Origin of the sequence: Pelomonas sp. Root1237, assembly GCF_001425055.1 — a bacterium.
In the GTDB taxonomy this organism is placed as follows: Bacteria; Pseudomonadota; Gammaproteobacteria; order Burkholderiales; family Burkholderiaceae_C; genus Pelomonas.
The window spans coordinates 425,327-444,220 of sequence record NZ_LMDK01000012.1 but is presented as its reverse complement, the minus strand read 5'-3'; the positions used below and the strand labels follow the sequence as shown (position 1 = coordinate 444,220).

General features: G+C 66.6%; 13 protein-coding genes. 1 reads left to right on the top strand and 12 read right to left on the bottom strand.

Annotated features, from left to right (window positions below; translation table 11 throughout):
• The first annotated feature begins 8 nt into the window (after nucleotides 1-8).
• Nucleotides 9-1,682, top strand: a complete 1,674-nt coding sequence (locus tag ASC91_RS09950; protein ID WP_056195853.1) for an asparagine synthetase B — start codon at nucleotides 9-11, stop codon at nucleotides 1,680-1,682.
• A 121-nt stretch (nucleotides 1,683-1,803) separates the two neighbouring features.
• Here the strand turns inward: ASC91_RS09950 and ASC91_RS28810 are convergent, their stop codons facing one another.
• The 12 genes from ASC91_RS28810 to ASC91_RS09890 all read right to left on the bottom strand — a co-directional run bounded on the left by ASC91_RS28810 (nucleotide 1,804) and on the right by ASC91_RS09890 (nucleotide 18,880).
• Nucleotides 1,804-5,208, bottom strand: coding sequence for a PKD domain-containing protein (locus ASC91_RS28810; protein ID WP_162247764.1), 3,405 nt, complete (start codon nucleotides 5,206-5,208; stop codon nucleotides 1,804-1,806).
• 213 nt (nucleotides 5,209-5,421) lie between these two features.
• Complete coding sequence (locus ASC91_RS09940; RefSeq protein ID WP_056195847.1) at nucleotides 5,422-7,353, bottom strand: acyltransferase family protein; 1,932 nt, start codon at nucleotides 7,351-7,353, stop codon at nucleotides 5,422-5,424.
• 10 nt (nucleotides 7,354-7,363) lie between these two features.
• Complete coding sequence (locus ASC91_RS09935) at nucleotides 7,364-8,461, bottom strand: DegT/DnrJ/EryC1/StrS aminotransferase family protein (protein WP_056195844.1); 1,098 nt, start codon at nucleotides 8,459-8,461, stop codon at nucleotides 7,364-7,366.
• Complete coding sequence (locus tag ASC91_RS09930) at nucleotides 8,461-9,042, bottom strand: acyltransferase (protein WP_056195841.1); 582 nt, start codon at nucleotides 9,040-9,042, stop codon at nucleotides 8,461-8,463. The genes ASC91_RS09935 and ASC91_RS09930 overlap by 1 nt, the downstream gene beginning before the upstream one ends.
• 1 nt (nucleotide 9,043) lies before the next feature.
• Nucleotides 9,044-10,114: a Gfo/Idh/MocA family protein gene (locus ASC91_RS09925; RefSeq protein ID WP_056195838.1), complete on the bottom strand. Its 1,071-nt coding sequence runs from the start codon at nucleotides 10,112-10,114 to the stop codon at nucleotides 9,044-9,046.
• Between the two features lie 37 nt (nucleotides 10,115-10,151).
• A complete protein-coding gene (locus ASC91_RS09920) occupies nucleotides 10,152-11,624 on the bottom strand; it encodes a lipopolysaccharide biosynthesis protein (protein ID WP_056195836.1) in 1,473 nt (490 codons plus the stop codon).
• The gene (locus ASC91_RS09915; protein ID WP_056195834.1) at nucleotides 11,621-12,895 is read right to left on the bottom strand and encodes a glycosyltransferase; all 1,275 of its coding nucleotides are present in this window, start codon (nucleotides 12,893-12,895) and stop codon (nucleotides 11,621-11,623) included. The genes ASC91_RS09920 and ASC91_RS09915 overlap by 4 nt, the downstream gene beginning before the upstream one ends.
• The gene (locus tag ASC91_RS09910; RefSeq protein ID WP_056195830.1) at nucleotides 12,895-13,854 is read right to left on the bottom strand and encodes a polysaccharide deacetylase family protein; all 960 of its coding nucleotides are present in this window, start codon (nucleotides 13,852-13,854) and stop codon (nucleotides 12,895-12,897) included. The genes ASC91_RS09915 and ASC91_RS09910 overlap by 1 nt, the downstream gene beginning before the upstream one ends.
• The gene (locus ASC91_RS09905; RefSeq protein WP_056195828.1) at nucleotides 13,851-15,167 is read right to left on the bottom strand and encodes a putative O-glycosylation ligase, exosortase A system-associated; all 1,317 of its coding nucleotides are present in this window, start codon (nucleotides 15,165-15,167) and stop codon (nucleotides 13,851-13,853) included. The genes ASC91_RS09910 and ASC91_RS09905 overlap by 4 nt, the downstream gene beginning before the upstream one ends.
• Nucleotides 15,160-16,365: a glycosyltransferase family 4 protein gene (locus tag ASC91_RS09900; protein ID WP_394326316.1), complete on the bottom strand. Its 1,206-nt coding sequence runs from the start codon at nucleotides 16,363-16,365 to the stop codon at nucleotides 15,160-15,162. Before ASC91_RS09900 ends, ASC91_RS09905 begins: the two co-directional genes overlap by 8 nt.
• A complete protein-coding gene (locus tag ASC91_RS09895; RefSeq protein WP_056195822.1) occupies nucleotides 16,362-17,567 on the bottom strand; it encodes a glycosyltransferase family 4 protein in 1,206 nt (401 codons plus the stop codon). Before ASC91_RS09895 ends, ASC91_RS09900 begins: the two co-directional genes overlap by 4 nt.
• Entirely contained in the window at nucleotides 17,564-18,880 is a 1,317-nt protein-coding gene (locus tag ASC91_RS09890; RefSeq protein ID WP_056195820.1) for a nucleotide sugar dehydrogenase, read from the bottom strand. The genes ASC91_RS09895 and ASC91_RS09890 overlap by 4 nt, the downstream gene beginning before the upstream one ends.
• Between the last annotated feature and the right edge of the window lie 14 nt (nucleotides 18,881-18,894).

Below are 18,894 nucleotides of genomic sequence, written 5' to 3'. Positions count from 1 at the left end.
AGACCCGCATGCAAGCCCAAGCCCTGCCGCCCGACACGCCGTTCGCCTCCGGCTCCCCCCGCTTCAGCGCGCGCGCCGGAGATGCGTTGGCCGCTTGGCGCCAAGCCTATGCCGCGCGCGGCGCCGCCTGCGCGGCCGACGTGGGCGGCGAATTCGCCGTCGCGCTCGACCTCCCCGGTGGGGGCAGCTACCTCGCCATCGATCGCTTCGCCGTGCACAGCCTGTGCTACGCCGTGCGGGACGGCCGCCTGCACTTCGCGACGCGGGCCGACGAACTGGCCCGCCAGCTCGGCATCCGCGAGCTGGATACCCAGGCCCTCTTCAACTACCTCTTCCATCACTGCATCCCGTCCCCGCGCACCATCTACGCCGGCATCCACCGCCTGCCGCCGGCCCACTACGCGCTGTTCGAGAACGGCCAGCTGACCGTCGCACCCTACTGGGTCGCGCGCTTCGACGAGCAGGCCCGGCCCAGCTTCGACGCGCTGAAGGAGGAGTTCCACGGCATCCTGCGCGCGGCGGTCAAGGACAGGCTGAGCGCCGACGGCAAGACCGCCTGCTTCCTGAGCGGCGGCACCGACAGCTCCACAGTCGCCGGCCTGCTGCGCGAGGCCACGGGCCAGGCGCCGGCCAGCTATTCCATCGGCTTCGAGGCCGAGGGCTATGACGAGATGGAATACGCGCGCATCGCCGCCAAGGCTTTTGGCGCCGACCATCACGAGTACTACGTGACGCCGGCCGATCTGGTGGCGGCCATCCCCGACGTCGCCGCCCATTACGACCAGCCGTTCGGCAATTCCTCCGCAGTGCCCGCCTTCTACTGCGCGCGCAAGGCGCATGACGACGGCTACACCCGCATGCTGGCCGGCGACGGCGGCGACGAGCTCTTTGGCGGCAACACCCGCTATGCCAAGGAGCGCGTCTTCCATGTCTACAGCCAGATTCCGTCGCCGCTGCGCACCGGCGTGCTGAACCCGCTGTTCGTCAACCCGGTCACCGGCAACATCCCGCTGCTCAAGAAGGGCACCAGCTACATCCGCCAGGCCCGCGTGCCCATGCCCGACCGCATGCAGAGCTACAACCTGCTGGACCGACTGGGCATGAGCGAGGTGCTGACACCGGCCTTCCTGGCCGCCGTGGACACCGGCGCACCGCGCGACCACCAGCGCGCCACCTGGGCCGCCGGCCCGCACGAGGCCAGCCTCGTCAACCAGATGCTGGCCTTCGACTGGCGCTACACGCTGGCCGAGAACGACCTGCCCAAGGTCGTCGGCACGACAGCCCTGGCTGGTGTGGACGTCGGCTTCCCGCTGCTGGACACGCGGCTGCTGGATTTCTCGCTGAAGCTGCCGACCAGCTACAAGCTCAAGGGCCTGAAGCTGCGCTGGTTCTTCAAGGAGGCGCTGCGCGGCTTCCTGCCCGACGAGATCCTGACCAAGAAGAAGCATGGCTTCGGCCTGCCCTTCGGCCCCTGGGCCGTCAAGGACGCGGCGCTGAACGCACTGGCCGCGGAATCACTGCGCGGCGTGGCGGCACGCGGCATCGTGCGCACCGAGTTCGTCGAAAGCCTGCTGACCCAGCGGCTCAAGGAGCATGCCGGCTACTACGGCGAGATGGTCTGGATCCTGATGATGCTGGAGCAGTGGCTGCGCCGGCACGCGCCAGACTACCGGCTCGCCTGAACGACGGGCTGCAAGCCCTCCTGCCGATCAAGCGGTTGCTGACCTATCCACTTTGACGGTTGGGTGCCCTCTTCGGGTCGGGGCATCCATCCCATCACCTGCAACGGCCCGGCCATCCTGACTATTGAGATGCGGTCCASGCCTCCACYTCGRCAATGCGMGAGAGATAGTAGGCCGAGCTGTTCACCAGCACGCGGATGCGCTGTGTGGTGATGGGCGCGAAGACGAACTGCCGCCACACCTTGTTGTTGTTGATGACGCTGCCGCCCGGCACAYCCACCCACCCGGCACCGTTCCAGTACTGGACTTCGAAGTGCAGGATACCGAAGTTGCTGAACGTCATCGCCAGCGTCGGCACTGAGGGCGAGTAGGCGTTGTCCTGCAGCGTGAACACATCGATTTCGCTGATCGTCTGCATGCCGTTGAAGTCGATCTGCACCCAGTCCGGGTAGACGCCCGAAGTGCCATCMGCCCACGCRCCGCCMGCTCCCCAGTTCAGCCCCAGCCGATCGCCGTCGATGACCGCGCTGGCGGGAAATCTGGAGTCAAAAGTGCTGGACGCTGTGGCGACGCCGCCGTTGGCGGCTGCAGCAACATTGACCGCCTGTCCYCCYGTTGCCGCCGTGATCACCACMGCCTGCGTCTTGCTGTGGGTCAGGCCTCCAGCGTCGGTCACCGTCAACGTCACCGTRTAGCTGCCTGCAGCGCTGTAGCTCTTCGTGACCGACACCCCGCTGGCGCTGGTGCCGTCGCCGAACGTCCACGCGTAGTTGGCGATGGGGCCTTCCGCATCGGTGCTGCCGGCACCGGAGAAGCTCAGGCTCGCGCCCACCTGCCCACTCGTCGGGCCGCTGATGTTGGCCACCGGCGCCTGGTTGGCCRGCGCCGTGATCACCACCGCCTGCGTCTTGCTGTTGGTCAGGCCTCCAGCGTCGGTCACCGTCARCGTCACCGTGTAGCTGCCTGCCGCGCYGTAGCTCTTCGTGRCCGACACSCCGCTGGCGCTCGTGCCGTCCCCGAACGTCCACGCGTAGCTGGCGATSGGGCCTTCCGCATCSGTGCTGCCSGCGCCGGAGAAGCTCAGGTTCGCGCCCACCTGCCCACTCGTCGGGCCGCTGATGTTGGCCRCCGGCGCCTGGTTGGCCATGCYKCCCGGCGTCCASGCCTCCACYTCGACRATGCGCGAGAAGTTGTTCATCGCACCTGCTATCAGGACTCGAATACTGGTCGTACTAACCGGTGCAAATACAAATTGCCGCCACACCTTGTCATTTCCGGTGACATTGCCGCCTTCTACAGTCACCCATCCGCCGCCATCCCAATACTGGACGTCGTACTGAGTGATTCCATATTTTGCGAAGGTCATCGCCAGCGTAGGCGCCGACGGCGATTCCTTATCATCCTGCAGTGTGAATACGTCAATTTCGCTGATCGTCTGCATGCCGTTGAAGTCGACCTGCACCCAGTCGGGATAGACACGCGACGTGGCATCGTTCCACCCCCCTCCGGCACCCCAATTCAAACCCTTTCTATCACCGTCATTGATCGATTTAACCGGGTAATGGCCGTCATACACGCTGGAGGCAGATGCAATACCGCCATTGGCAGCCAACGCCACATTCGTGGCAATACCTGGAGGCGCTCCAACCGAAAACAAAGCGGTCTTCACAGAACTCAATCCATGATTATCCACCACCGTCAAGGCGACTTTATACGTGCCGATGTACTGGTATGTCTTGGCGACGCCGACTCCGACTCCGGTCGTGCCATCGCCGAAATCCCAAACATAAGAAGCAATGGAACCACCAGGGGCGCTGCTCAACGCAGCGGAAAACTGCGCAACCGCCCCTGCAGTTCCAACACCTGGCTGTATTTCAAAATTCGCGCTTGGCGGCGGGTAAGCCCCTTGTGAAACCACAACTTGCTGCGTAGCAGTAGATGTCGCACCCACGGAGTCGGTAACCGTCAACTGGACGGTGTAGGTTCCAGCGTTTGCATAAACCTTCCTAGCTGAAACTCCAACCGCGGTCGTGCCGTCGCCGAAGTCCCACCCATAACTTGCAATGTTGGCTTCAGCATCTGTACTCGCAGAACCGGAAAAGGTGGTGAAGATTCCGGCCTGCAAATTAACCGAGGGCACGGAAATGACCGCCACGGGGGGCGTGTTCGGCTGAAGGCAAAGCTCCCAGATGCCGAACAGCGCCGAGCCCCTGGAGTGGCCGTACACCGAGTAGCCACACCCCGTGGAAGGTGCAAACGTAGTCAGCGCAAGAGACACGTTCCCCGGGTTTGTTGTCGGCACGTGCACCTCGGTCCACAAGAGGGTTCTCGTGTCGAAAGTCCACAGATCGTCCAATGCCGAACCGGAAGGCGAAACGCCACCAAACAGAACGACAACTCCATTTTTCGAGTCGAAATACATCTGCGCGTAGCTGCGTTCGCTCGGGCCAACGGCTCCGGTTACTTCCCTCCAACTGTTGGTTGCAGGGTCGTACAGCCACGTGTCGTTTAAATAGGCATTGTTGATGCACCGCACCGACTGTCGATCAAAGCATACCCCTCCAAACAGCACGAATTGGCGACTGAAGGAGTCGTAGACAAACTGGTTCTCTATCTGGCCGCGGGGCTCAGGCGAAGTCCCTTGGCCAGCAGGGATCGCAAGCGTAAATTCTCTGGTCGAAAAATTCAGTTTATACAATGAATTATCATTGCTGGCACTTCCGAACATATAGGCATTGGCGCCATCTCCAGCGAACCCTGGGCTATGACGCTCTGTGGGCGCCAATCCGGTATAGCCCCAGTGACGCTCCATCAGCCTGATGTATTGCCCAGTACTCAGGGAGTATGCCCAAGCACCGCTTCCGAAGTCCGCGTATACGGAATAGGCCGCACCGGCGCCGATCCCGATATCGCGGTCCAACGTCAGCGTCTTGAGCGCCGCATCATAGGACAGGACCACGGCAGTCGGGCTACCGCCGTTTTGCACGAGCCAATCCTTGTAGAAGTCATTCGTCGTGGCTGGCAGCGTCGGATCTACCAACTTCGTGCCCGTCGTACCGGCACCAGCAGACCGCGTAAAACCCTGCTGGCTGGCACATCTGTAGCCACTGCCACCATTCCAAAGCCAGAAATAGTTATTTATGGGATCAAATACCACGCCGCTTTCGTCTGAGCCATTGGGTTTATTGAACGAAGTATTGCCCGCGCAGCTGTTATTGGGATCGAGCAGCGTCCATGACTTGGCAAGAGGATCAAAAGCCCAAACATCGTTGAGATAGGCTCCGCCGCCGGCCCCTCCCCAAAAAACCGCCTGATTGAGCGAGTCCACCCACGTCATGGCGCTCCACTCGCGCCATGGGGGCGCATTGGTCGTGGAAATCTGACGCCATGTAGCAATAAATTCCGCAGCGCGCGCGTCGTTCGCCGCAAGTCCCAAGGAACAGATGCAAGCGCCGAGCAAGACCGCGAGGAGCCGGTTGAGAAGGACGCGCATAGGAACCGAAATCGAGATGTGTAAAGAATCCATCAATACCTCAACGTGAAGCGGAGGTTCACGGAGCCCTCTTCCCTTGCGAGCGCGCATAGCGGACTCGCCTCGTCATCAAATGACCACTTTTACATCACACATGGACACTGGCGTCGACATTCCGCAACCCAAACCCTCGGCTCGGGGGTGCAGCAGGCACGTGTTGCGCATCGCCGTCGGCACACTCGCCGCCTGACCTTGGCCTGCACACCGTCATCGGAGAAGACCAGGCCCAGCCGCAGTTGCGGTCGTCTTGACCTCCAGCAACCGCAGCACGGCGGGGGCGACTATTGCGGCGCCAGTCATGCTGAGGTGGTTGTCGTCGAAGTACAGGCTGGCATCCCCCTCCAACACCTTACAACGCGGGCCGCCGCACAGCAGCTGGTCCAGCCCGACGCGTTCGGCTTGCCCATCAGCGGTCAGCCGCTGCACCAGGGCCAGCGACGCGGCCTGCCGGATGCGGTAGTCGGCCGCCATCTGGCCCTGCGCGGCCAGCTCGTCTCCGCGTCGCCAGCGCATGGCGAGAGCCGCCGGCACCGGGTAGTGGTAGGTGGGCACCGGGTCCAGCAGCAACACCTGCTTGCCGGCAGCGTGCAGGCGCTGGATGCTTTGCACCAGGCCCGCCTCGAAGGCCGTCGCGCCGGGGCCGTCCAGATAGAACTCGTAGCGCGCCACCAGCAGCACGCTGTCGACGCTGGTGTCAGCCACCAGCCTTTCCAGCAGCGCGCTGTTGACGGCCGCACAGCGTGGCCGGCCGGGGGGCTCGAAGCCCAACGCCGGCGGGCAGGTCGAGCCCGTCAGCTGAGCCACACGCCGGTCCGTCGCCTGGTCGCCCAACGCACGGGCGATCTCGACGCCATGGCTGTCACCCCAGACCGCAAGCGTCTTCGTGGCCGAGCCCGGCCCGAACAGGCAGCGCGCGCCATAGTTCAGCCAGCGGTTGCCGCTGGAGTGGCAGCGCTTGCGATCGAGGCTGAAGTCGCTCGCGCCGGCACGCAGCACCGCATCGCGGCCCGGCTGGGCGGCACGCTGGTCGGACACGGCCGTCAGCGCCCAGGCCGCGGCCAGGCTGGCCACGATGGTGGACGCCCCCGCCACGAGCATGACCGGCTGCGCCACCTTGGAGCGCCGCACCGGTGCCTCCACCCAGCGCAGCGAGGCCCAGGCCAGCGCGACGGACAAGGCCACGGCCAGCGCGGCCTGCACCGGCGAGGGCTGGTCCAGCACCAGATGCCGCGTCAGCACCAGCACCGGCCAGTGCCAGAGGTAGAGCGAAAACGAATGCGCGCCGATCCAGCGCAGCGGCGCGGCCGACAGCCAGCGCGTCGCGACCGCCCGTTGCGTGGCACCGACCCAGATCAACGCCGCCGTCGCGAGGCAGGGCCACAGCGCCAGCGGCCCCGGGAAAGCGTGATCGGCCCGCATCAGCAACAGCGAGGCGACGAGGGCCGCGAGCGCCGTCCAGCCCAGCCCCGAGTCCACCCAGGCCGGGCGCGCGGACGGTGAATCAGTGCGGCTGGACCACCAGGCCAGGCCCGAGCCGATCATCAGCTCGAAGGTGCGCGCTGGTGCCGCGTAGAAGGCCAGCTCGGCGTCATAAGGCATCAACCGCAGGCACCAGGCCAGCGACACGAGGCCCACGCCCAGCAGCACGATGCCGATATGCCGGCGCGCGAAGCGCCACAACAGGGCCAGCAGCGGCGGAAAGACGATGTAGTACTGCTCCTCGACGGCCAGCGACCAGGTGTGCAGCAGGGGCTTGAGCTCGGCGGCTCCTTCGAAATACCCGGTCGTCCGGTACAGCTCGATGTTGGAGACGAACAGCCCCGTGGCCCCCAGCAGTCGCGCAAACTCGCGCAGCGCCTGCGGCTCCAGCAGCAGCAGGCAGGCCGGCGCGACCAGGGCCAGCATCGCGAACAGCGCCGGGAAGATGCGCCGGATGCGCGCCGCATAGAAGGAGGCGATGCTGTAGCTGCCAGCGGCCAGGCGCTGCAGCAGCAGGGTCGTGATCAGATAGCCCGAGATCACGAAGAAGATGTCCACCCCGACAAAGCCGCCGGGCATGGCCGCGGGCCAGGCGTGGAAGACCACGACGGGCACGATGGCCAGGGCCCGAAGTCCCTCGATGTCGGGCCGGAATTTCATCCGCGAATGGTCAGGCCAGTGCCGCGGCCAAAGCCGCGACGACCTGGTCTTGCTGCTCCTCGGTGAGGTCGGCGCTCATGGGCAGGCTCATGACGCGAGCCGCCGCGGCGATGCTGTGCGGGCAGGCGTCCGGCTGGCCGTATTTGGCATAGGCCGGCTGGTGATGCAGCGGGCGCGGGTAATGCACGGCGGTCGGCACGCCGGCGGCCTTGAGCTTGGCCTGCACGGCCTCGCGGTCGTCCACGAAGACGGTGTATTGCGCCCAGACGCAGTCGCGGTCGGGTCGGACTTCCAGCAGCTGCAGGCTCGGGATGGCCGCCTGCAGCTTGGCGCGGTAGGCCTCGCCGAGCTCGAGCCGGCGGCGGACCTCCCACTCGAAGCGATCCAGCTTGCCCAGCACGACCGCGCATTGCAGCGTGTCCATGCGGCCACCCACGCCGACGCGGGTGTGCAGATAGCGCTGGCTCTGGCCATGGATGCGGATCTCGCGGCAGGCCTGGGCCAGCGCGTCGTCGTTGGTGAAGATGGCACCACCGTCGCCATAGCAGCCCAGCGGCTTGCTCGGGAAGAAGCTGGTGCAGCCGAAGGTGGAGGTGTTGCAGCTCTTCTTGCCGTTGTACGACGCGCCGAAACTCTGCGCGGCGTCCTCGATGACGGCCAGGCCATGCTTGCCGGCAATGGCGTTGATCTCGTCCATGTCGGCCACCTGGCCGTACAGGCTGACCGGCATGATGGCCTTGGTCTTCGACGTGATCGCGGCTTCGATGAGCTTGGCGTCGATATTGGCCGTACCGGGCTCGATGTCGACGAAGACCGGCACGCCGCCGGCCAGCACGATCATCTCGGCCGTGGCCGCGAAGGTGAAGGGGCTGGTGATGACTTCATCGCCGGGCTGCAGGTCCAGGGCCATCAGGCAGATCAGCAGCGCCTCGGTGCCGCTGGCGACGCTAATGCAGTGCTTGGCGCCGGTGTAGGTGACGAGGGCCTGCTCCATCTCCTTGACCTCGGGGCCCAGGATGTACTGGCCGTGGTCCAGCACCTTCTGGATGCGGGCGTTGATGTTGTCGCGCAGGGCCGCGTACTGGCTCTTGAGGTCGATGAAGTCCATCAGATGATCTCCAGGCGGTTGCCGCTCAGACGGTAGCGGTCGCCGGTGTGGGGGCAGGTGGCGTCGACGGGCTGTTCGCTCGCGACGGGCAATTCCAGGCGCTCGCCGAAGCGGCTCATCCAGCCGATCTGCTTGGCGGGCACGCCCACCATCAACGCGAAATCGGGCACGTCACGGTTGATGACGGCGCCGGCGCCGATGAAGGCGAAGCGGCCGATGGTGGTGCCGCAGACGATCGTGCTGTTGGCGCCCAGCGTCGCACCCTGCTTCACGAGGGTGCGGCGGTATTCGTCCTTGCGCGTGACTGCCGAGCGCGGGTTGTAGACGTTGGTGAACACCATGCTGGGGCCGCAGAAGACATCGTCCTCCAGCGTCACGGCGTCGTAGACGGAGACGTTGTTCTGGATCTTGACGTTGTCGCCGATGGCCACGTCGTTGCCGACATAGACGTTCTGGCCGAAGGAGCACTTGGCTCCGATGCGGGCGCCGGCGCTGATGTGCACGAAGTGCCAGACGCGGCAATCGGCGCCCAGCTGGGCGCCTTCGTCGACGATGGCGCTTGGGTGGATGGTGGTGGCCATTTCAGTAGGCCAGCGGCAGGTTGATGCGCTTGCCGTCGCGGGAGCTCATGTACAGCGCGATCAGCAGCTCCAGCGACTTCAGGCCTTCGCGACCGTCGGTCTCGGGGTGGGCCTCGCCGCGCAGCGTCTGGATGACGTTGTCGTAGTAGAGCGGGTGGCCGAAGCCGTAGACCGAGGTGGTCTGGTAGCTCGCGTCCTTGATCAGCGCGTCCATCTCATGGGGGGCATCGAATTCCCAATGCTGGATCTCGTTGACCGCCAGGCCGCCGACGCGCACCGAGCCCTTCTCGCCCAGCAGGGTGATGGAGCCTTCGAGGTTCTTGGGATAGGTCAGCATGCTGACGTTGACAGTGCCCATGGCGCCGCTGCGCCACTTCAGCGCCGCCGCGCCGCTGTCCTCGACCTCGATGTTGCGGGCCAGCGTGCCGGTGTAGGCCATGACACTCTCCACGGGGCCGCAGACCCAGTCGAGCAGGTCGATGTAATGGCTGGCCTGGTTCATGAACGCGCCGCCGTCGAACTCCCACGTGCCGCGCCACTCGGCGCTGTCGTAATAGGCCTGGGGGCGGGTCCAGAAGACGTTGACGGCGACGTTGTAGAGCCGCCCGAAGCGGCCCTCGCTCATCGCGCGCTTGAGCAGTTGCAGCGTGGGGTTGCGGCGGTTCTGCTTGACGACGAAGAGGCGCACGCCGGCGTCGTCGCAGGCCTTGACCATGGCCAGGCCGTCCTGCCAGCGCGTGGCCATGGGCTTCTCGGTCATCACGTCGATGCCCGCGCGGGCCACCTCGATGGCCTGGCGGGGATGCAGGCCGCTGGGCGTGGTCAGCACGACGCAGTCGATGCCGAGTTCGGCCTTGGCAGCCAGCAGCTCGGTCAACGACGCAAAGCCGCGGCCCCCCGTCTTGGCGACGGCGGCCGCCAAGGCCGCGGGGTCGGTGTCGCACACCGCCACGAGCTCGGCGCGCTCGGCGTGCTTCTTGATCGCCTCCATATGGTTCTGGGCGATGCGGCCGCAGCCGATCAGCGCGAAACGGACCAGGCGGCCGATGACGGGAGGGCGGGACTGTTGCATAGGGTTCACCTGTGAGGGTTCGGTCTGTCTTGTCGGTCTAGGCGGCATTGTCGGCAGCTCGCCGCCAGAACCGCGTCAGTCTTGCAAAGGCCGGATCGGCGGCCAGCGGGTGGCGGCACCAGCCCAGCGCCAGCAGCCACGAAACGCAGCAGCTGAGGATGGCCAGCACGAACCAGAGGATAGGCATGGTCTGGCCAGGCTCGCGCGGGTGAAGCACCAGCAGCAGCGCGGGCGGCGCCAGCGCGATCAGCGCCACGGCCATGCTGCGCACGAGCTGGCCACGCAGCACGCGCCAGTCGTTGGGCAGGAACTTGCCCTTCACGACATAGACCAGCGGCAGCTGCAGCAGCATGGCCAGCGCCAGCCCGGCCGCGCAGGCCCAGGGCTCGCGCCAATACGCCGCCGCCGCGACGATGAGCGCCGCTCGCGCCGGCTGGAAGACCACCTCCATGCGCGTCAGCAGGTCCATGCGGCCCATGGCCACCATCAGGTTGCCGATCAGGCTGATCGCCGCGGCCAGCGCGCCGGCCAGGCAGAAGATGGGCACCAGCGGCGCCGCCGCGTCCCACTGCGGGCCGAACAGCAGCCGCAAGGTCTCCAGCCCGTAGAGGGCGACGAAGCCGTAGAAGGGCCAGGCCACCACGCAGACATAGGTGACGCTGGCGATGTAGAGCGGCTCCATGGCCTGCTGCTCGCGCACGGCCTTTGCGAAAGCGGGATAGGCCACGTTGCGCACGGCGCCCATCAGGTCGCGATGGAAGAGGTTCATCAGGCCCTGGGCGCGGCTCAGCAGCGCGACGGGCGTGAAGCCCATCAGCTTGCCCACGGCCAGGTCGTTGATGTCCATGGACACCGACGTGACGACGCCCACGACCGAGCTCTGGGCGCCGAACTTGAACAGGCTGCGCCATTGCGACAGCCCCGGCCGCAGCAACCGCCGCTCGCCCTGGGCCCACCAGGCGGCGAAGCCCGTGGTCGCACTGACGACCAGCGTGCCGGCCACGAGGCCGATGGGCCCCCAGCCGGCCCAGGACAGGCTGACGCTGGTGATGGCACCGGCCAGCGTCGCAACCAGGTTCGCGACGGCCAGGGCCTTGAAGGCGAGGCGGCGGCGCAGCAGCGCCAGCGAGATCGTCGAGAACGGCAGCAGCAGAAAGTTCATGGAGGCCAGCCACAGCAGGTCGCGCATGCGCGGCTCGCGGTAGAAGTCGGCCACCCAGGGCGCCACGGCAAAGACGATGAAGCCAAGACCGATGCCGATGATCAGCGTGACCCCCAGCGCTGTGCGGATGTGATCGTCGGTGAGGTCCTTCTCCTGGATCAGGTAGCTGGCGACGCCAAAGTCGCGCAGCACCTGGGCGATGCTCATGACAGCCAGCGTCACCGAGTAGACGCCAATCTGGTCCGGCGTCAGCAGCCGGGCAATGATCAGGTTGCTCGCCAGGTTGATGACGATCAGCGCATACCGCTCCGCGAAGGAGAACAGCAGCGCACTGCGTACGCCGCTCATCTCAGTGGCTCCAGGCGCCGGCCGTCGGCGGCCGCGTCCAGCACGCCGGCCAGACGCCGTGCTGTCGCCGCGCGGCTGTAGCGCTCGATATCGCGCGGCGTGTCCACGCTGGCCTCGCCACGCAGCCAGCGCTGCAGCGTCTGGGCCAGACCCGCCACGTCACCCGGCTCGACGCGCACGCCGCCGCCGGTGCCGTTGAGCACCTGAGCCACCTCGCTGGCCTCGGGCACGACGGCCAGGATGGGGCGGCCGCAGCCCAGGTATTCGAACAGCTTGCCCGGCAGCGACGCGGTGGCGTAGTAGCCCGTCGGCACCGGCAGATAGAGCAGGTCGGCCTGCTTCATCAGCGTGACGGCCTGGCCGTGCGGCACGGGGCCCAGCTCCGTCACCCATGCGGTGACTCCAGCCTCAGCCGCCGGGCCTGGTTTGAAGCCAGCGGCCTGCACGCGCAGCCGCGAAAGCTCCGGGCAGCCTTGGGCCTGAAGCAAGGCGATGGCCGCATACAGGTCCTGCAAACCGTAGCCAGGGCGCCAGACGCCGGTGTAGGCGATGCGCAGCAGGCCATCAGCGACGGGCGAGGCCTCGCCAGCGAAGTCGGCCGGCTCGAAGCCGTTGGTGATCAGGTGCAGGTCGCCGCGGCCGCAGTCGCGGCCGATGCTGTCCACCAGTGCGTGGGTCACGGTGACGACGGCCGCCGCGTCGCGCGCCGCCAGCCGCTCCAGCGCCGGGTTCTCGCGAGCCTGCTCGGCCGACACCTGCTCCCAGGCCATGTCGCCGCTGGGCGTCCACTGGTCGCGATAGTCGAGCACATAGGGTTTGCCGGTGCGGCGCGACACCTCGCGGGCGATGAGGAAACCGGTCCAGGGCCAGCCGCTGGCGTAGATGGCGTCAAAACCCACGCTGTCGCGCAGGGACAGGGCCCGCTCGACGGCGGGCTTGAGCCAGCCCGCGGCCTGGTCGGGCACTTCGGACCGCGCACGCAGCCGCCAGGCCAGCGCCGCGACGGCGCGCTCACGCAGGCGCCCGGGCAGCCAGCCCGCCCAGCGGCGGGCCAGCACGCGGCTCTGCAGCGGCACGCGCTCGACCCGCGTGCCAGGCCTGACCTCACTCAGCAGCTCCGAGTCGACGTGGGAGCGCGGGTCGGGCTCCAGGCTCAGCACCAGCGGCTCCCAGCCCAGATCGGGCAGATGGTTGGCGAAAGCGAGGCTGCGCCGCGTGCCGGAGTTGGTGATCGGCGGGAACAGATAGGCGATGAAGAGGACGCGGCGCATCAGCTGAGCAGGTTGCGCGCCAGCCGCAGGCCGAACTTCAGCCGGTCGCGATCCCAGGGCGTGAAGCGCGGGATCTGGAACACGTCGTCGCCGCGCCGCGCCGCGGCCCAGCGCGTGGACACGGCCGCATCGAAGCCGAGTTCGCGCACGAGGGCGGGATGCACCTCGGGCAGGTAATCCGTCCCCGGCTTGCCGTTGGGATAGGCGAACAGGCCGACCTTCTCGCCCAGCAGCTGCTGCAGCACATCGCGGCTGCGGCCGATCTCGTCGGCGGCCTGGCTGGCGTCGAGCGTGGCCAGGATGGGATGGCTGACCGTGTGAGCACCGATCTGCATGCCGGCACGACGAAGGCTGCGCACCTGCTCGCTGCTCATCATCAGGTCGTCCGGCGGGTTGACCTCGGCGCGCGCCGCGATGGCATTGACGCAGGCCAGCCGCGGCTCGGGAGGCAGGTATTTCACGCGTTCGATGAGCTTGCCCAGCATCGCGCGGCGGCCAGCGGTATCGCCCAGTGCCAGTTGCCCCAGGTCCTCGCCGCGACCGTCCTGCAGGCCGCGCAGGTCCAGCATGGCCTTGGCGCTGAGCCGCACCGATTCGATCAGCGTGTCGTTCCACATGCGGCCGCCATCCAGAAAGCCGGTGGCGACAAAGAAGCTGCACGGCAGGCCGTGCTTCTGCAGCAGCGGCAGGGCGACGTCATGATTGTCGGCATAGCCGTCGTCGAAGCTCAGCGCCGCGGCGCGTGCCGGCAGGCTGCCTTCGTGCAGCTGCCGGATCGCCGTGTCCAGCGGCAGCACGTTGAACCAGGCCTTGGCCCAACCCAGCAGCTCATCGAAGCGGGCCGCGTCGACCTCGTCGGGGAACAGCGGGTCGGGCTCGCGCAGCACGCGGTGGAAGATCAACACGGTCAGGCGCGCACGCGCGCCGGCCGGGGACAGCAGGCTGAACAGGGGCTTCATGGCAGGGGGATGCTTTTCTTCTTCTCGAAGCGCTTCTTCAGGAACTCGGGCCAGTAGATGACCGGCTCCTCCTTCTCCCGCAGCCACTCCTTGCGCTCCAGCCAGCGCCGGCCGACGACGGCCAGCACCAGCACGTTGTACGGCAGGTCCCAGTAGCTCAGGCTCAGGAAGGCGCCGCCCACGGCATAGCCGGCCAGGCTCACCTGCAGCATGCCGCCGAGGTCCGACAGCCATTGCGTCTCGGGCTTGCCGCGCGCCTTCGTGCGCAAGGTGCCGGCCGTGAACCAGCCCATGGTGAACAGCGCCAGGAAGATGAACAGGCCGACGAAGCCCTGTTCGCCCAGCACCATGAAATAGATGCTGTGGGCCGCATGCACGTCGTTGGGGTCCGGGCCATAGACGGCAAAGATGACCCCCGTCCAGATCATGAAGCCGCCACCGAAGAAGTTGGATTTCGCCAGATTCCAGGCCATGCCCCAGGCATTGATGCGGCCCATGGCCGACTCGTCCTGCTGGTAGGTCTTGATGGTGTTCATGCGTTCCCACCATTCAGCCGGCATCAGCGACAGCAGGGCCACCGCGACGACGACCATCGTGACCGCACCCACCATCTTGTTCTTGCCGCGCCACCACAGCACCAGCGCCATCGCGGCAATGGCCAGCAAAGCGCCGCGCGAATGGCTGCCCAGGGCCGCCATCGCCATCAGCACCATGCAGATGGTCATCGTCGTCTTGGCCCATTTGGCCTTCATCTGCATCTGCAGGAAGCGCATCAGCGGGATGACGATGACGATGGCCAGCGCGATCTCGTTGTTGCCCTCGATATAGGTGTTCTCGGGCCCCCAGACTTTGTAGCTGCCGCCGGTCAGGACCGTGAAGGCGCCCCCCTTGACACCGAAGAAACCGATGGAGGCGACCAGCACCCAGGTCAGCAGCATCATGTGGCGCTTGCTGTGCAGCAACACCATGGTGACCAGGATCATCAGATCGATCTTCATGACCCGGCTCCACAACTCGAAGCTCTGATCAAAGATCATCGAGAACGGCAAGGTGATGCACATCCACAGCATGAAGACCATCAGCGTGACGTTCTCGCGGTTCAACGAATAGTCACGTCTGTCCTTCGTGATGAAGAGGCCGATCAGCGTCGCTCCGCCGATGGCGGCGGCGAAGGGCATTGTCTTCAGCGCCCAGGACAGCTGGTGGGGATTCATGATGCTGAGCCAAGTCCAGCCGAGGATGCCAATCCAAGGCCGCCTGAACGCCTGCAAGAAGATCCAGCCCAGGATCACCAGCAATGTCAGATCACGCATGCGCGGCCACTCCGGCGATGGACTTGAACAAAGCGATCTGACCGTCCGTCGTGGCCTGCCAGCTGAAGCTTTCGGCATAGCGGCGCGTGGCCGCGCGGTCTATACCCTTGGCCAGCAACGCCCCGATGGCCGCGGCGAACGCGCTGCCCGTGCGTTCGCTCACCAGCCCACCCGCCTCGGGTGCGGCAACAACCTCGGGCGTGCCCCAGATATCGGTGGCGGCGACCGGCGTGCCACAGGCCATGGACTCAAGCAGCACATTGGCCCAGCCCTCGCGGCTGGAACACAGCAGCAGCACGTCGGCGGCGCTGTACCACTTCAGCAACTCGGTGTTGGGCAGCGAGCCCGTCAGGCGCACCTTGTCGGCGACGCCCAGACGCGCTGCCAGCGCCGTCAGTGCCGCCCTCTCCTCGCCCTCGCCGATGACGACGAGGCGGGCTCCGGGTCGTTGCTTCGCCAGCTCTGCCAGCGCCTCGATAGCGATGTGGTGGCCCTTGCGTTCGATCAGGTGCCCCACGGACAGCAGCAGCGGCTCGCCGGACACACCGAGCTCCGCGCGCATGTCGGCCTGCGGCAGGGGGCGGAAGCGCTCCAGGTCTACGCCATTGCGCAAGGTATTCAGCTTCGCCGGGTCATGGCCCCAGCCGCGCAGCACGTCCATCAAGGCGGCGCAGACGCCGATGGAGCCTGATGCGCGCCCGGCCGCCCACTCGATCATGCGTTTGGGCAGGGCGTACTGGGGAATGAGGTTCAGGTCGGTGCCGCGCGCGGTGATGGTCAGCGGCTTGTTGAACCACTTGGACAGCAGCGCGGCGGCAACGCCGTCGGGATAGTAGTAATGGGCGTCGATGAGGTCGAAATCGAAGCCCTCGTCGATCAGTTTCTGCACCGCGCCACGCGCGCCCAAAGCCAGCGTCAGCGGCGCCAACGTCATGCCCACTTTGGGCAGCAACAGATAGCGCGGGTGCAGCACATCCAGGCCATTGCGCTGCTCACGCGCCGGCGTGGCGGCGAACCTGGCGTAGTCGCCCCAGCGAGGGCTGGTAGACGGGAACCAGGGCACGGGGGCCACGACGCGAGATTCGACCTCGCCGCTCTTCATCAGCTCGCGCAGCCGCGTCTCCACGAAGATGCCGTGGCTGGGCCGAACACTGCTCGGGAACAGCGTCGAGAAGGTGAGGACCTTCAGCTTTCTCACGCGACGGCCTCCACGGCTTCGATCAGGATGCGGCCGAAGACGTCGGCGGCCACGCGGTGACCGAATTGGGCCTCGACCAACCGACGCGCCGCCTGCGACAGCTGCAGGCGCAGGGCGCCGTCATGGATGAGCCTGAGCGTCGCCTCGGCCAGCGCCTCGGCGCCGTCGGCGCGCAGAAAGTGGGTGCCGTCGTCAACGTCCAGGCCCTCGATGCCGATGCTGGTGGACACCACCGGCAGGCCCATGGCCATGGCCTCGAAGGCCTTGATGCGGGTGCCGCCGCCGACACGCAGCGGGATGACGAAGGCCTGGGCATCACGGGCATGGTCACGCACGTCGTCGACGAAACCCGTGAAGCTGACGCCGGGGACATTGCGCTGCACCAACGACGCCGGCGGATTCTTGCCGACGACGCGCAGCTGTGCGTTCGGTACCTGGGCGCGCACACGCGGCCACACCTCTTCGATGTAGAAGCGGATGCCGTCGACATTGGCTTCCCAGTCCATCGAACCGGTGAAGACGACGGTTGGGCTGCCGTTAGCCGGTGCCTGCCAGGAGAAGAAGTCCAGGTCCACGCCGGTGGGAATGGCGCGGGCGGTCTTCAGGCCGTCGTTCTTCTCGAACATTTTTGCGTCGCGCTCGGACACGGCGACGACGCGCGTGAAGCGGGCCAGTGCCTCGCATTCGAAGCGGCGCATCTTGGCCGCCTGCGAGGCCCACAGCCAGCGCAGCGGCGCGCTCGCCGCCGTCTTGGCATGGCGCTCGAAGATCTCGGCCTCGACGTTGTGCGTGAAGCAGACCGTCGCGCCCTTGAGGTGGTCGGGACGCAGCACGGCGGCGTGGACGAAGTCGAAGACAACGACGTCGAAGTGCTCGGCAGCCAGCGCCTTCTCGACCGCAGCAACCGCGGCCGGCGTGCGGTCGTTGACCACGTTGATCGGTAGCGAAGACAGCAGGTCAGGTGCGCGCTGCCAGCGGGGGCGTGCCTCGCTCGGCTGCCAGCCGATGAAGCTTTCGCACAGACGGTCGAGTTCGCCCTGCCATTCGCGCTGCTGCTCAGGCGTGGCCGGCGACAGCAGCGTGACGTCGAACCGGCCGCTCTCCTTGAGCCCGCGCAGGATGTTGCCCGTGCGGATCTTGCCCCCGGCATCGGCCGGGAACAGGAAGACCGGCGAGACGAACGCGACCCGAAGTCGGTTCACCAGCAGATGCCCTCGTACTGTGCGAATCCAGCGTCGCGCAGGTCGGCGTAGCCGTTCAGGTCGACAACGCGCGCGCGCTTGCCCAGCGCGATGATGCGCTGGCGGGTCTCGGCGTCGGCATGGCCGACGACGATGATCTCGGCGCGCGCCAGCACGGCGTCGGGCGTCTCCTGCAGCAGCTTGTCGAGGTGGGGAATCTCGCGGTCGATGTATTCCTTGTTCTTGCCGAGCAGGCGCGCGATCTTGACGAACTTGTCGTAGATCGTCAGGTCGAAGCCCTTGCCCAGCAGCTTCTCGGCGAGCACCACCAGCGGCGAGTCGCGCAGGTCGTCGGTACCGGGCTTGAAGGCCAGGCCGAACAGGGCCACCGGCTTGCGGCCGTTCGCGGCGATCAGTTCATAGGCGCGGCCGATGTGGGCGTCATTGCTGTCCAGCAGCGAGCCCAGCACGGGGATGTCGACGCCGCGCTCGCGGGCGATGGTCAGGAAGCCCTTGACCTCCTTGGGCAGGCAGGAGCCGCCGAAGGCGAAACCGGGGCGCAGATAGGCCTTGGAGATGTTGAGCTGGGTGTCGCGGCAGAACAGCTCGAGCACGTCGCGCGAGTCCAGGCCGGTTTCCTTCAGCACGGCGCCGGCTTCGTTGGCGAAGACGATCTTCAGCGCGTGGAAGACGTTGCACAGGTATTTGACCGACTCGGCCACGCCCACGTCGGCCGCGACGAAGTTGCCCGGCACGCCGGCATACAGGCGCTTCATGACCTCCACGCCAGCGTCATCCAGGCTGCCGACGATGGTCTGCGGCGGGTTGTGGAAGTCGGAGACCGACGAGCCTTCGCGCAGAAACTCGGGGTTGAAGACCAGCGACAGCCGATCACCGATCTTGCGGCCGGCGGCCTTCTCCAGCAGCGGCGCGATGCGGGCGCGCGTGGTGCCCGGGGCGACCGTGCTGCGGATCACCAGTGTGTGCTGGCCGTCCTTCTTGGCGATCTCGGCGCCGATCTGGCCGACGACGGCGTCCAGCGCGGTCAGGTCGGGCATGTAGTTAGGCAGTGAGGGCGTGGCCACCGAAATCAGCGAGATCTCGGTGTCGCGCACCGCGGCGGCCACATCGCGCGTGGCCGTCAACTTGCCGGCCTTCACGGCGGCGCCAATCAGCTCCTCGATGCCTTCCTCGACGACCGGCGACTGCCCGGAAGCGATCAGCTCGACCTTGAGCGGGTTGATGTCCACGCCCACCACTTCGTGGCCGAGTTCGGGCAGGCAGGCGCAGGAGACCGCACCGACGTAGCCGAGACCGAAAACCGAAACCTTCATGTCGTCCCTTTATC

Coding starts and splice junctions, on each gene's coding strand:
- ASC91_RS09920 (WP_056195836.1), bottom strand. CDS start 11,624: ATGAGCGGCGTACGCAGTGCGCTGCTGTTCTCCTTCGCGGAGCGGTAT.
- ASC91_RS09910 (WP_056195830.1), bottom strand. CDS start 13,854: ATGAAGCCCCTGTTCAGCCTGCTGTCCCCGGCCGGCGCGCGTGCGCGC.
- ASC91_RS09925 (WP_056195838.1), bottom strand. CDS start 10,114: ATGCAACAGTCCCGCCCTCCCGTCATCGGCCGCCTGGTCCGTTTCGCG.
- ASC91_RS09935 (WP_056195844.1), bottom strand. CDS start 8,461: ATGGACTTCATCGACCTCAAGAGCCAGTACGCGGCCCTGCGCGACAAC.
- ASC91_RS09950 (WP_056195853.1), top strand. CDS start 9: ATGCAAGCCCAAGCCCTGCCGCCCGACACGCCGTTCGCCTCCGGCTCC.
- ASC91_RS09905 (WP_056195828.1), bottom strand. CDS start 15,167: ATGCGTGATCTGACATTGCTGGTGATCCTGGGCTGGATCTTCTTGCAG.
- ASC91_RS09940 (WP_056195847.1), bottom strand. CDS start 7,353: ATGAAATTCCGGCCCGACATCGAGGGACTTCGGGCCCTGGCCATCGTG.
- ASC91_RS09915 (WP_056195834.1), bottom strand. CDS start 12,895: ATGCGCCGCGTCCTCTTCATCGCCTATCTGTTCCCGCCGATCACCAAC.
- ASC91_RS09890 (WP_056195820.1), bottom strand. CDS start 18,880: ATGAAGGTTTCGGTTTTCGGTCTCGGCTACGTCGGTGCGGTCTCCTGC.
- ASC91_RS09930 (WP_056195841.1), bottom strand. CDS start 9,042: ATGGCCACCACCATCCACCCAAGCGCCATCGTCGACGAAGGCGCCCAG.